12 protein-coding genes are annotated in these 14,223 nt (G+C 42.1%); 11 read left to right on the top strand and 1 reads right to left on the bottom strand.

Annotated elements, in window-relative coordinates; translation table 11 throughout:
• The 10 genes from wbjC to ugd all read left to right on the top strand — a co-directional run bounded on the left by wbjC (position 1) and on the right by ugd (position 11,776).
• The gene (wbjC, locus tag OOJ59_RS05685) at positions 1-1,113 is read left to right on the top strand and encodes a UDP-2-acetamido-2,6-beta-L-arabino-hexul-4-ose reductase (RefSeq protein WP_159120947.1); all 1,113 of its coding nucleotides are present in this window, start codon (positions 1-3) and stop codon (positions 1,111-1,113) included.
• A 3-nt stretch (positions 1,114-1,116) separates the two neighbouring features.
• Positions 1,117-2,247, top strand: coding sequence for a non-hydrolyzing UDP-N-acetylglucosamine 2-epimerase (gene wecB / locus OOJ59_RS05680; protein ID WP_159120946.1), 1,131 nt, complete (start codon positions 1,117-1,119; stop codon positions 2,245-2,247).
• Positions 2,248-2,313: 66 nt separating this feature from the next.
• Positions 2,314-3,510, top strand: a complete 1,197-nt coding sequence (locus tag OOJ59_RS05675) for a glycosyltransferase family 4 protein (protein WP_199963947.1) — start codon at positions 2,314-2,316, stop codon at positions 3,508-3,510.
• Position 3,511: 1 nt separating this feature from the next.
• The gene (locus tag OOJ59_RS05670) at positions 3,512-4,114 is read left to right on the top strand and encodes a sugar transferase (protein ID WP_193157080.1); all 603 of its coding nucleotides are present in this window, start codon (positions 3,512-3,514) and stop codon (positions 4,112-4,114) included.
• Complete coding sequence (locus OOJ59_RS05665) at positions 4,107-5,075, top strand: ATP-grasp domain-containing protein (protein ID WP_199963948.1); 969 nt, start codon at positions 4,107-4,109, stop codon at positions 5,073-5,075. The genes OOJ59_RS05670 and OOJ59_RS05665 overlap by 8 nt, the downstream gene beginning before the upstream one ends.
• Entirely contained in the window at positions 5,056-5,727 is a 672-nt protein-coding gene (locus OOJ59_RS05660) for an HAD family hydrolase (protein ID WP_159120944.1), read from the top strand. Before OOJ59_RS05665 ends, OOJ59_RS05660 begins: the two co-directional genes overlap by 20 nt.
• Positions 5,721-6,896, top strand: coding sequence for a DegT/DnrJ/EryC1/StrS family aminotransferase (locus OOJ59_RS05655; protein ID WP_159120943.1), 1,176 nt, complete (start codon positions 5,721-5,723; stop codon positions 6,894-6,896). The genes OOJ59_RS05660 and OOJ59_RS05655 overlap by 7 nt, the downstream gene beginning before the upstream one ends.
• 85 nt (positions 6,897-6,981) lie before the next feature.
• Positions 6,982-8,898: a polysaccharide biosynthesis protein gene (locus OOJ59_RS05650; RefSeq protein ID WP_193157079.1), complete on the top strand. Its 1,917-nt coding sequence runs from the start codon at positions 6,982-6,984 to the stop codon at positions 8,896-8,898.
• A 107-nt stretch (positions 8,899-9,005) separates the two neighbouring features.
• A complete protein-coding gene (gene gndA, locus OOJ59_RS05645) occupies positions 9,006-10,412 on the top strand; it encodes an NADP-dependent phosphogluconate dehydrogenase (protein WP_110497522.1) in 1,407 nt (468 codons plus the stop codon).
• A gap of 197 nt (positions 10,413-10,609) precedes the next feature.
• Positions 10,610-11,776 carry a UDP-glucose 6-dehydrogenase gene (gene ugd / locus OOJ59_RS05640; RefSeq protein WP_121529235.1) on the top strand — a complete coding sequence of 389 codons (1,167 nt, stop codon included), beginning with the start codon at positions 10,610-10,612 and terminating at the stop codon, positions 11,774-11,776.
• Positions 11,777-11,835: 59 nt separating this feature from the next.
• Here the strand turns inward: ugd and OOJ59_RS05635 are convergent, their stop codons facing one another.
• Positions 11,836-12,840 (bottom strand): NAD-dependent epimerase, encoded by a 1,005-nt coding sequence (locus OOJ59_RS05635; protein ID WP_160956364.1) that lies wholly within the window; start codon positions 12,838-12,840, stop codon positions 11,836-11,838.
• A 401-nt stretch (positions 12,841-13,241) separates the two neighbouring features.
• Here OOJ59_RS05635 and wzzB point away from each other — a divergent pair, with 401 nt between their 5' ends.
• Positions 13,242-14,222, top strand: a complete 981-nt coding sequence (wzzB, locus tag OOJ59_RS05630) for an LPS O-antigen chain length determinant protein WzzB (protein WP_160956363.1) — start codon at positions 13,242-13,244, stop codon at positions 14,220-14,222.
• Position 14,223: the final 1 nt, after the last annotated feature.

Genomic DNA, 14,223 nt, shown 5'->3' with positions numbered 1-14,223 from the left:
ATGAAGCTTGTCATTACTGGTTCTAATGGATTCATCGGGAAAAATCTGCGTGTCCATTTACGTGAAAACGGGTATGACGATATAATTTGTATCGATAGAGATCACTCTCTTGAACAGCTTGATGAAGCGCTGCAATCCGCGAAATTTGTTTTCCATCTTGCTGGAATTAACCGCCCAACAAGTGATTCAGAGTTTTATGAGGGCAATGCTAACTTAACTGATTACATTGTTAATAAGTTAGCTGAGTTTGGTAATAAAACGCCTTTACTCATTACTTCATCCATTCAGGCTGAACTGGATAATCACTACGGAAAAAGTAAGGCGGCAGCAGAGTTTTCTGTAAATAAATATGCCGAAAATACTGGCGCAAAAACGTATATTTATCGTTTACCCAATGTATTTGGTAAATGGTGTAAACCTAACTACAATTCTGCTGTTGCAACTTTTTGCTATAATATTCTCAACGGGTTAGAAGTGACCATAAATAATCCGGATGCCCCTCTAAAACTGGTTTATATTGATGATGTCTGCAAGTCATTCGTTGATTGCTTAAAAGGCAAAGTTGATGAGAAAAGCGCAGAAGTCACACCTGTTTATAGTACGAGTGTCGGTAACGTTGTTGATACCATCAGGTCATTTAAGGATAAGCAGCATGGTCTGCTAATCGATCACGTTGGTACCGGTTTAACCAGAGCTCTGTATGCAACTTATCTGAGTTATTATTCACCGTCAGAATTTGCTTATTCTGTCAAACGTCATAGCGATCCACGCGGGACGTTTGTTGAAATGCTTAAAACAAAAGAGTCTGGTCAGTTTTCATTTTTTACTGCACATCCAGGTATCACGAGAGGTGGGCATTATCATCATACTAAAAATGAGAAATTCTTGGTCATTAAGGGCAAAGCAAAGTTTGCATTTAGACATATTGATTCGAATGACTATTATGAAATTTTCGTTAATGGTGATGAATCAAAAATAGTCGAAACTGTTCCCGGATGGTCGCATGACATCACAAATATTGGTGACGATGAGATGATAGTTATGCTATGGGCGAATGAAATCTTTGACCCTGAGAATCCAGACACGGTTAACTATAAAATTTATGAAGAGTAAACAATGAAAAAAATGCATGTCATGACCGTTGTTGGTACACGGCCTGAAATCATCCGACTGTCACGCGTTTTGGCAAAACTTGATGATTTTTTTGAACATACAATCGTGCATACCGGCCAAAATTATGACTACGAACTAAACCAGATTTTTTTTGACGATCTTGGGGTTCGCAAGCCGGATCACTTCTTAAATGCAGCTGGTAAAAATGCAGCTGAAACTATTGGTCAAATTATAATCAAAGTTGATGAGGTTCTAGAATCAACAAAGCCTGATGCGCTATTGGTTCTGGGTGACACTAATAGTTGCCTGGCGGCCATTCCAGCTAAACGACGTAAGATTCCTATTTTCCATATGGAAGCCGGGAACCGCTGCTTTGACATGCGAGTTCCTGAAGAGATAAATCGTCGTATCGTTGATCATACGGCTGATATTAATCTTACCTATAGTGATATTGCACGAGAGTATCTTCTTGCAGAGGGGCTGCCAGCCGATCGAATCATTAAGACTGGCAGTCCGATGTTTGAAGTTCTTGCTCATTATTCTGATGGAATCGAAGCTTCAAATGTACTTGAACGTCTCAATTTGAAATCCGGAGAATATTTTGTAGTAAGCGCTCACCGTGAAGAAAATATTGACTCAGATAAAAATTTAATGAATCTTGTCGAATCATTAAACAAAGTAGCTGAAACTTATCAGCTACCAGTAATTATTTCTACACACCCAAGAACTCAGAAAAGAATTGATGCAAAAGGCGTCATTTTTAATTCGCATGTGAGATTATTAAAGCCATTAGGTTTTAAAGACTATGTGAAATTACAAAAAGAAGCCCGGGCTGTGCTGTCTGATAGTGGAACAATTACTGAAGAGTCTTCAATTCTCAATTTCCCTGCCATTAACATTCGAGAGGCTCATGAGCGTCCAGAAGGAATGGAAGAAGGCACGGTAATGATGACTGGCGTTGATCCTGAGCGTATTCTTCAGGCTCTCGATATGATAAAAAATCAACCTCGCAATGAAGATAGACTCCTACGCAGGGTAAACGATTATTCTATGCCAAATGTTTCTGACAAGGTTGCACGAATTATCCTTTCATATACAGATTATGTTAAGCGGGTTGTTTGGCGTAATTACTAGTACCATCGTCACTCTGGTAAACCCAGAGTGACCTTTTATGGCGTGTAGATAACAGTGAAAGTCCTATTGTTAACACAATGGTTTGATCCCGAACCTACTTTCAAAGGTCTTGCTTTTGCTAAAGAATTAAGAAAGCAAAATGTTGAAGTCGAAGTGATTACTGGTTTTCCTAATTATCCAGGGGGGAAAATATATGATGGCTACAAAATAAAGTTTTTCCAACGGGAAGAATGCGAAGATATAATAATTAACCGTGTTCCACTTTATCCACATCATGGGCGTTCTGCTCTAAAAAGAGTTTTTAACTATATATCATTCTTTTTATCTAGCATGATCTACGGAATACTCCGTAAGCAAAAGGTAGATGTTATTTATGCATACCATCCTCCATTAACAACAGCTCTTTCAGCTTCAATTATTTCATTATTTCGCAGGACGCCATTTGTTGTTGACATACAAGACCTATGGCCCGATACATTGGCATCGACAGGGATGCTTACAAATAAAAAAATACTTAAAATTGTTAACGGAGTCTGCAATTTTGTCTATCGACGAGCGACTAAAATAGTTGTACTCTCGCCAGGATTCAAGCAACGATTAATATCTAGAGGAGTTCCTGCTGATAAAATTGAAATTATCTATAATTGGAGTGATGAAGAAAACCTAAGATGTTTCCAAAAAAGCAGTGTTGTTTTACCGGACGGAAAGTTTAATGTTGTATTCGCTGGAAACCTTGGACTTGCCCAAGGATTACCATCTATTGTTGCTGCTGCAAAGTTACTACAAGAAGATGGGGTAAATGCTAATATCATTTTAGTAGGTTCGGGTCTAGCCAAGTCCGATGCTGAGAGAATGGTTGTCGAGCAAAAAATAGGCAATGTTATTTTTATCCCGCGCGTCCCGCCATCTGAAATTGGCGATATTCTTCAACAGTCTGATGCCCTACTTGTTCATTTAATTAATGACGAGTTATTCTCTATTACGATACCTTCACGGACACAAGCATACCTTGCATGTGGAAAACCTATTGTCATGGCTGTTGATGGAGATGCTGCCGCGTTAGTTAGTAAGGCTAATGCAGGAGTGATATGTGAGCCGGATAACCCTGAATCGATTGCGGCAGGAATTAAGCATCTTACCTCGCTAGCTGGTCAGGAGCTTATCGCCTTAGGCTGCAATGGCTCGACTTATTATAATGAAAAATTATGCCTGCGCGTAGGTGTTAAAAAATTCATAGATATATTTAATCAGGTTGCAAAGTAATATGTTAAAGCGAGCATTTGATATCATTGCATCAGTAATATTGTTGATATGCTTATCTCCTGTAATTGCTGTTACTTTCTTTCTTGTAAGGAAAAAGTTAGGTAAGCCCGCTTTTTTCAAACAACTTCGCCCGGGAAAAAATGGCATTCCCTTTAAAATGGTTAAATTCCGTAGCATGAAAGATGCTGTTGATGAACAAGGAAATCAATTATCTGATGAAGAGCGCTTAACCACCTTTGGCATAAAGATTAGAGCATTGAGCTTAGATGAGCTTCCTGAATTATGGAATGTTCTTAAAGGGGATATGAGTCTTGTCGGACCAAGACCTTTGTTGACGAGCTACCTGGAACTTTATGATGATGAACAAAAACGCCGCCATGATGTTAGGCCTGGCGTCACCGGCTGGGCACAAGTGAACGGACGTAATGCGCTTAGTTGGGAGGAAAAGTTTAAACTGGATGTCTGGTATGTTGATAACCATTCATTATGGCTTGATATTAAAATATTATTGCTCACGGTAAAAAAAGTGTTCATTAAGGAAGGAATCTCCTCTGAGGGACATGCAACGATGCCTATTTTTAAAGGGAAAAATACTGATGAATAATATCCTTATATTATCGGCCGGAAGACGTGTTGAACTCGTTGAAGCATTCCGCGAAGCAATGCTTAGTCTCAATATACGTGGTAAGGTCATGTGCACTGATATGTCCCCAGAGTTGTCTTCAGCATGTCAGGTTGCGGATGGTTTTTTTAAAGTTCCTCGTGCTACAGATGAAGCATATATTGACGATCTGATAGCTATTTGTCAAAGTAATTCAATTAAATTAGTTATTCCTACTATTGATACAGATTTAGAAAAATTAAGTAGAGCTAAAGATAGTTTCAGAACAATTGGTTGTCATATATCAGTGCCTGAACCAACATTTGTATCAGCATGTCGTGATAAGCGAAAGACCGCTGATTTATTTCAACGGTTAAATATAGCATCACCTGAAATTTATAACATTAATTCAATAGTATTTCCATGCTTCTGTAAGCCTTACAATGGAAGTAGCAGTATTGGTGCTTTTGTATTAAATAATGAAAGTGATCTTTCTGATGATATCCTAAATAATAAGAATAATATGTATATGGAGCTTATCGGGAAGGAGTATGTGGAGGTTACAGTTGATTGCTATTATTCGAAGCAGAATGAACTTAAGTGTCTTGTCCCTCGTGAAAGAATAGAAATACGAAGTGGTGAGGTTAGTAAAGGGGTAACCAGGAAAGGTAGGGTTTATAAATATCTTCTTGAGCGTTTGAAAAAAATACCTGGCGTTGTCGGCTGTGTAACTGTACAGGTGTTCTATAATAAAGATACAGGCGATATTAAAGGACTGGAAATTAATCCTCGTTTTGGTGGTGGGTATCCTCTTTCTTACGCAGCAGGAGCAAATTATCCTTTGTATTTATTAAAAGAATATATCAGTGATGAATGTATCGATTTTATTGATGACTGGGAAGCTGATCTTTTAATGTTACGTTATGACGCTAAGGTGTTATCTCATGAATATCCAGATATCTGATAATAGCTTTTGGGTGTTTGACCTTGATGATACCTTATATAAAGAAGTTGATTTCAGAGATTCTGGTTTTGAACATATTCGACAGGAGCTCATAAGATTATATCAACGAGACATTGTTGACTTATTGAATAATTATTATTGTGGTCACTCAAAAGATCTTTTTACAGATATAATAAATTTTCTCGGCCTTCCTCAAACATCTAAAGAACAATTTATTTGGATGTATAGAAATCATCAACCCATCATTGCTATTGATAACGAAGTTCTTACTATGCTTCGATATCTAAAGGATAACACTCGTGGTGTTTCTATTCTCACTGATGGACGCACCATAACACAAAGAAACAAAATAAAGGCTCTTTGCTTGCAAGAGTTTACCGCTTATATATCTGAAGAATTTGATAACGCTGAAAAACCAGACCCACTTAGATTTGAATTTATCCAACGTCTCCATGGAGATTGTGAATATATTTACGTTGGGGATAATGTAAATAAAGATTTTATTACCCCTAATAATCTTGGGTGGAGAACAATTGGGATCATGGATGATGGACGTAATATCCACTCCCAAAATAAAATTATCTCAGAGCAGTCTCGCCCAAATATTTGGCTGCGATCGATTTTAGAGCTTAAAGGAATTATATCATGCTAAATACAAAATTTTCTCCATGGCCTTCATTTACGCAAGAAGAAGCGGATGCTGTTTCCTCTGTGCTATTGTCAAATAAGGTCAATTATTGGACAGGCAATGAGTGTCGCCTGTTTGAAGAAGAATTTTCGCAATGGGTTGGAACTAAATATGCCGTAGCTTTGAGCAATGGTACATTGGCGTTGGATGTTGCTCTCAAGGCATTAAATATTGGAGATGGTGATGATGTTATCGTAACGTCTCGCACTTTTTTAGCATCAGCATCATGCATTGTAACTGCCGGGGCTAATCCTGTTTTCGCTGATGTCGATCTCAACAGTCAGTGTATTACAGCTGAAACAATTTCGGCTGTTTTAACATCGAAAACGAAAGCAATAATTGTTGTACATCTGGCTGGGATGCCAGCTGAAATGGATCCTATCATGGAACTAGCTGAAAAGCATGGCCTTTATGTTATTGAAGATTGTGCACAGGCACATGGCGCGCGATACAAAGGCAAGCGAGTTGGTTGCATTGGTCACATTGCAGCCTGGTCGTTTTGTCAGGATAAAATCATGACAACGGGTGGCGAAGGCGGTATGGTCACAACGAATGATAAAGCGTTGTGGTCCGCAATGTGGAGTTATAAGGATCACGGCAAGAGTTATGATGCTGTTTACAATCGTGAACACAAACCAGGTTTTAGATGGTTGCACGAGTCTTTTGGTACCAACTGGCGCATGCTCGAAATGCAGGCTGTTATTGGACGAATTCAATTAAGAAAAATGAGTGAATGGACCCAGCGTCGCCAGGAAAATGGTAAAGCGATTGATGCTGCGTTAGCAGACCTGCGCGGAGTGAGGTTAGTGAATGTCCCGGATTATATTGAGCACGCAGAATACAAACATTATGTGTTTATAAAGCCATCAGCTTTAAAGGAAGGGTGGACCAGAGATCGTATTATTAATGAAATTAATAATGCAGGGGTACCTTGCTATCAGGGTAGTTGCTCTGAAATTTATCTAGAAAAAGCATTTGATAATACACCATGGCGACCAGCGGCCCCTCTTCCTAATGCAGTGGAGCTGGGTAATACTAGTCTGATGTTCTTGGTTCATCCAACGTTAACATCCTCAGAAATTGAGTTAACATGTGAAGTGGCGCGTAAGGTCCTGATTAATGCCTTAATTTGACAATAATTGTCAGTTATGAGTATCGACTAACCTTACTTGAGGTAGCATATCGTGCTACCTCCTCCTTTTTTAAATGTGGTATAGAATGTTAACGCAACTACTCAGTTTGCCTCGTTATATAAAACGCATAATCATGGTAGCAATAGATTTTGTTTTATTGCTTATCGCTTTCTGGGGAGCTTTTTGGGTCCGGATGGATGTTTCTGCACCTTATACTAGCTACGAGCACTGGAAGTTATTGGCTTGTCTTATTGTTGTTACTGTATGGATCTTTGCAAGGATGGGGTTATATCGTACAGTCCTAAGATATGTGACAGCTAAGATATTTATTACTGTCCTGCTAGGCCTTTGCGTATCAACAGTACTGCTTATAACATTATCTTATTTCTTCGATATATTTCTTCCCAGAACAATACCAATAATTTATTTTGCTTTCTCATTATTATTAATTTGCGGTTCAAGACTATTATTTAGGATGTTGCTTACTTATGCTGTGCGCGGACGAACGCCAGTTATTATTTATGGAGCAGGAGCTTCCGGTAGACAACTTTTAACCGCCTTAAGGCAGGTAGATGAATATTTCCCGGTTGCATTTATTGATGACAATCCTCTATTGAATAAAGTCGTTATTCATGGTGTAACTGTTTATTCTCGAAAAAATATTGAAAAATTAGTTCACCGCTATGGCATTAAAAAAATACTATTAGCGATGCCTTCTATTTCAATTGAAAAACGAAAAGAAGTTATTACATATTTAGAGGACTTTCCATGTGAAGTTTTATCCATACCTGGTATGGTAGATCTTGTTGAGGGAAAGGCTCAAATTATGGCTCTCAAAAAAGTGTCAATTGATGATCTCCTCGGAAGGGAACCTGTTTCACCTGATGCAGAATTATTAGCGAAAAATATTCGTAATAAAGTTGTCATGGTTACTGGAGCTGGTGGTTCAATTGGCTCTGAGATATGCCGGCAAATCATTTTACAACACCCCAAGATTCTGATTTTGTTTGAAGTGTCTGAGTTCGCACTTTATTCTATCGAAAAAGAACTAACTATGCTCGCGCATAATGATAATAATGATGTTGTAATAATCCCGCTAATGGGATCAGTTCAAAAACTACATCGTTTAGAAACTATTATGCGTGTTTTTAATGTTAATACTGTTTATCACGCTGCAGCATATAAACATGTCCCGCTGGTTGAATATAATGTAGTAGAAGGTGTTAGAAATAATATTTTTGGGACACTGTATTGTGCTCAAGCAGCGATATCATCTAATGTTGAGACTTTTATCTTGGTTTCAACTGATAAAGCTGTTAGACCGACTAATACGATGGGGGCGACGAAACGTGTTGCGGAGTTGGTTTTACAGGCTTTAGCGCAAGAGCAGTCAACAACCTGTTTCAGTATGGTCAGATTTGGTAACGTTTTAGGCTCATCAGGGTCGGTTGTCCCATTGTTTGAAAAGCAAATCGAGCAAGGTGGGCCTGTTACTCTGACGCATAAAGATATCATCCGCTATTTCATGACAATACCAGAGGCTTCTCAGTTAGTTATTCAGGCTGGTGCCATGGCCAAAGGTGGAGATGTTTTTGTGCTTGATATGGGCGATCCTGTTCGAATATATGACCTGGCAACTCGTATGATCAAACTATGCGGCTTAAAGATTAAAGATGAATCAAATCCGGATGGCGATATAGAAATTAGTGTCACTGGGTTGCGCCCAGGAGAAAAGCTCTACGAAGAATTGCTGATTGGCGAGCAAGTTCTTGGTACATCTCACCCGAGAATTATGACGGCACATGAAGATATGCTCAGTTGGGCAGAACTTGAAAGTTACCTGAAGCAAATGGATGAGGCATGTACTAATTTTGAGCATGATATCATTCGTGATCTCTTACTGAAAATACCGACAGGTTTTCAACCCACCGATGGTATTTGTGACCTGGTATGGCATGCAAAGCATAATGTCTCGGGATGCACTTTGAATGTGACATGTTGAGTTAGCACATCAACCGCTATCTACTTTCAAGTATCCTGGGTTAACATCTAGAACACATTCAAGCCGCGCATACCTTGCGCGGTGACCACACCTGACAGGAGTATGTAATGTCCAAGCAACAGATCGGCGTCGTCGGTATGGCAGTGATGGGGCGCAACCTGGCGCTCAACATCGAAAGCCGCGGTTATACCGTCTCCATCTTCAACCGCTCCCGCGAAAAAACTGAAGAAGTTGTTGCCGAGAATCCGGGTAAGAAACTGGTTCCTTATTACACGGTGAAAGAGTTCGTCGAGTCTCTTGAAACCCCACGTCGTATCCTGTTAATGGTGAAAGCGGGCGCAGGCACAGATGCTGCCATCGACTCCCTGAAGCCGTATCTGGATAAAGGCGACATCATCATTGATGGTGGTAACACTTTCTTCCAGGACACTATCCGTCGTAACCGTGAACTGTCCGCAGAAGGCTTTAACTTCATCGGTACCGGCGTATCCGGCGGTGAAGAGGGCGCACTGAAAGGCCCGTCAATCATGCCTGGTGGACAGAAAGAAGCCTACGAACTGGTTGCGCCGATCCTGACCAAAATTGCTGCTGTGGCGGAAGATGGTGAGCCGTGCGTGACCTACATCGGCGCTGACGGCGCGGGTCATTACGTGAAGATGGTTCACAACGGTATCGAATACGGCGACATGCAGCTGATTGCTGAAGCCTATTCACTGCTGAAAGGTGGCCTGAACCTGTCTAATGAAGAACTGGCAACCACCTTCACCGAGTGGAATGAAGGTGAGCTGAGCAGCTACCTGATCGACATCACCAAAGACATCTTCACCAAAAAAGATGAAGAGGGTAAATACCTGGTTGACGTGATCCTGGACGAAGCAGCGAACAAAGGTACCGGTAAATGGACCAGCCAGAGCTCTCTGGATCTGGGCGAACCCCTGTCGCTGATCACCGAGTCCGTATTCGCGCGTTACATCTCTTCTCTGAAAGAGCAGCGCGTGGCGGCATCTAAGGTGCTGTCCGGCCCGCAGGCCAAACTGGCTGGCGATAAAGCTGAGTTTGTTGAGAAAGTGCGTCGCGCGCTGTATCTGGGCAAAATCGTCTCCTACGCGCAAGGCTTCTCTCAGTTGCGTGCTGCGTCTGACGAGTACAACTGGGATCTGAACTACGGCGAGATCGCGAAGATTTTCCGCGCGGGCTGCATCATTCGTGCGCAGTTCCTGCAGAAAATCACCGATGCTTATGCGGAGAATGCGGGTATCGCTAACCTGTTGCTGGCTCCGTACTTCAAAAACATTGCTGATGAGTACCAGCAGGCGCTGCGTGACGTCGTGGCTTACGCTGTGCAAAATGGTATTCCGGTACCGACTTTCTCTGCTGCAGTTGCCTACTACGACAGCTACCGTGCTGCGGTACTGCCGGCGAACCTGATTCAGGCCCAGCGTGATTACTTCGGTGCGCACACTTATAAACGCATCGATAAAGAAGGCGTGTTCCACACCGAATGGCTGGATTAATCTGAAATAGCCAACTGCTAAAGCCAGGCCCGGAGCGTTCCTCCGGGCTTTTTTATTGTCAAAAAATGGGATTCGGTCAGGTCTGATAGGCGGTGCTATAGCAAATCACGATATACTCATTCAATGCTGAGCCGATCCGCCACAATGCTGGTGGTGTGCTCAACCTCAATGTTTAACTGGAAGAAGTTACAGAGCGAATGAAGATAACTATCTCAGGAACAGGTTATGTCGGCTTATCCAACGGTATTCTGATCGCCCAGCACCATGAAGTGGTTGCTCTGGATATCGTCCCGGCGAAGGTCGAGATGCTGAATCAGAAAAAATCGCCGATTGTTGACAAAGAGATCGAAGAGTACCTGGCGACAAAGCAGCTGAATTTTCGTGCAACGACTGATAAGTATGATGCATATCGTGATGCGGATTATGTGATCATCGCGACACCGACTGATTACGATCCGAAGACCAACTACTTCAACACCTCCAGCGTCGAGTCCGTTATCCGCGATGTGGTTGCAATTAACCCAAAAGCGGTGATGGTCATCAAATCCACCATTCCGGTTGGTTTTACCAATTCAATTAAAGAACAGTTTGGCATTGATAATATTTTCTTCTCGCCTGAGTTCCTGCGTGAAGGTCGTGCGCTATACGACAATTTGCATCCGTCGCGTATCGTCATAGGTGAACGCTCCGAACGTGCAGAACGCTTTGCCGCGCTGCTGCAGGAAGGTGCGGTGAAGAAAGATATTCCGACGCTGTTTACCGATTCTACTGAAGCCGAAGCCATCAAGCTGTTCGCTAATACCTATCTGGCGTTACGCGTGGCCTATTTTAACGAGCTTGATAGCTATGCCGAAAGTCTTGGTCTGAACACCCGGCAAATTATTGAAGGCGTATGTCTGGATCCGCGTATTGGTAATCATTACAACAATCCGTCCTTTGGCTACGGTGGCTACTGCTTACCGAAAGATACTAAGCAGCTGTTGGCGAACTACGCGTCTGTGCCGAATAACATTATCGGCGCGATCGTCGATGCTAACCGTACGCGTAAAGACTTTATTGCAGATTCCATCCTGGCGCGTAAGCCTAAAGTGGTTGGCGTGTACCGATTGATCATGAAAAGTGGCTCTGATAACTTCCGCGCATCCTCTATTCAGGGGATCATGAAGCGTATTAAAGCCAAGGGCGTACCCGTTATTATTTATGAACCGGTCATGGAAGAGGATGAATTTTTCCACTCTCGGGTAGTTCGCGATCTAAACGCGTTTAAAAATGAAGCGGATGTTATTATTTCTAATCGAATGACGTCTGAATTAGCAGATGTTGCAGAAAAAGTATATACCCGCGATTTGTTCGGTAGTGATTAATCATCATCTCGACAAAAAAGGCCTTATTAAAGGCCTTTTTATTTTAAGCAGGTTACTAATTAAACGTTGTAGAAATCACGGTACCAGTCAACAAAGTTCTTAACCCCATCTTTAACCGTTGTTGTAGGTTTAAAACCAATAACGTCATACAGTGCTTTGGTGTCCGCGCTGGTTTCCAGCACATCACCGGGTTGTAGCGGGAGCATATTTTTTGTCGCGTCGATGCCAAGAACTTCTTCCAGAGCCTTGATATAATCCATCAGTTCAACCGGTGAACTATTGCCGATATTGTAGACGCAATACGGCGCGGAGCTGGTTGCCGGGGAACCGCTTTCAACAGTCCACTCCCCGTTGGGCGCAGGAATGACATCCTGCAAGAGAATAATTGCTTCTGCGATATCACCAATATAGGTAAAGTCACGCTTCATTTTGCCGTAGTTATAGACGTCAATACTTTTCCCTTCCAGCATCGCTTTGGTGAATTTGAACAGCGCCATATCCGGGCGACCCCATGGACCGTATACGGTAAAGAAACGCAGGCCGGTTGTGGGCAATCCGTACAGATGAGAATACGTATGGGCCATCAGTTCGTTGGCTTTTTTGGTTGCAGCATACAGGGATACGGGGTGATCGACGGAATCATCCGTTGAGAAAGGCATTTTGCGATTCATGCCGTATACCGAGCTGGAAGAGGCATAAAGTAAATGCTGAATTTTATTATGCCGACAACCTTCCAGTATGTTCAGAAAACCTGTGAGATTGGAGTCTGCGTAAGCATGGGGATTTTCGAGTGAATAGCGTACGCCAGCCTGTGCAGCGAGATGGATCACACGATCAAAATGCCCGGATGCGAAGAGTGCTGACATGCTTTCCCGGTCGGCTAAATCAATCTTATGAAACTGGAAGCCGGGGTGTACCAGCAGATCCAGACGGGCCTGCTTTAGACTCACGTCGTAGTAATCGTTCAGATTATCGATACCGACGACTTGATGGTCAGCCTCAAGGAGGCGTTTGCTAACATGGAAGCCGATGAAACCAGCAGCCCCCGTAACCAGGTATTTCATGTTCGTTCCTCTTTTCGGCTAAAAAGCAGCCAGGCACTATCTGGTGCGACGAAAAGTGAAATAATACCGTCAGATGGCAAAAAAGCTAATGGTTATCCTTTTTACGCATGCCATTTTTAGTGGTAAGTTAATAAATATTCATGCCGTGAATTTAATTAACGAGAATGTCTGGCATTTACGCTTGATGACATTTAACCCGCTGTTTGACGCTTTTCCTGCAAAGAGTGGCCTTTCAGTATTGACACTTTTTTTAAATTCCTTCCTTTTTTCTCAAGGGACTAAAATACCAATCAAAATCTCTCAATCAATTTGATTTTTTTATCATTAATCCTATGGAATTGCTTCAATTTTTAGCTAAACTAATTCGAGTTTAAGTCCTTCCTTCCTTAATTAGGGTATCTATGTCTGTAAGTGATAACAACATGTCCGGGCGCGGTAACGATCCGGAACAGATTGATCTGATTGATTTATTGATACAGCTGTGGCGTGGGAAAGTAACCATCGTTATTGCGATCGTTATTGCTATAGCGCTGGCTATGGGCTATCTGGTGGTTGCGAAGGAGAAATGGACCTCTACTGCGATTGTTACACAGCCAGATGCTGGTCAGCTTGCCAGTTACAATAATGCCATGGACGTATTATTTGGCAATAATGCACCAAGAGTAACTGATGTTCAGGCTAGCTTTGTTGGGCGTTTTAGCTCTGCATTTTCCGCATTAGCGGAAACTTTAGCCAAACAATCTAAACCAGACTTTGTAAGTATAGAAGCCGCGATTAAAGGTCAAACATTACCCTTAAAGATAACCTACTCGAGCGGATCTGCAGAGGATGCCCAAAAGATTTTGGCGCAGTATATTCAACAGGTTGATGATAGTGTTGCAAAAGAACTGAATTCTGACCTGTCCATGAGCATAGCTAATCGAATTACTGATTTGCAAAAGTCGCTTGAAGCACAAGAAACTGTGGCTAAAGAGCAAAAAGCATTGCGAATTGCGCAGATAAATCAGGCACTTAAGGTTGCGGAGCAGTCTAATATTAAGTTGCCGCAGGTCCAGCAGGCAGATCAGGTCTCTCAGGATACTATGTTTATGCTCGGAAGCCAGGCGCTTTCGTCCATGGTTAAAAATGAGGCAACTCGTCCGTTAAGTTTCTCCGACCAATACTATCAGACACTTCAGAACTTGTTGGCGGTACAGGCGTTAAAAGTAGCACCTGAAAGTGTACATACCTATCGTTATGTGATGAAACCAATCTTACCGATTCGTCGTGACAGTCCGAAAAAAGCCATTACCCTGGTACTGGCCGTTCTGCTGGGGGGAATGATTGGTGCAGGTATCGTGCTGGGGCGAAATGCGCTGCGTGGTTACAAAGCCAGAGCGTAGC

The sequence above is a fragment of the Citrobacter sp. W9 genome, assembly GCF_026719375.1.
Lineage (GTDB): Bacteria > Pseudomonadota > Gammaproteobacteria > Enterobacterales > Enterobacteriaceae > Citrobacter > Citrobacter werkmanii.
The sequence above is the reverse complement of the archived record's forward strand: the minus strand, read 5'-3'. Positions and strand labels throughout refer to the sequence as shown.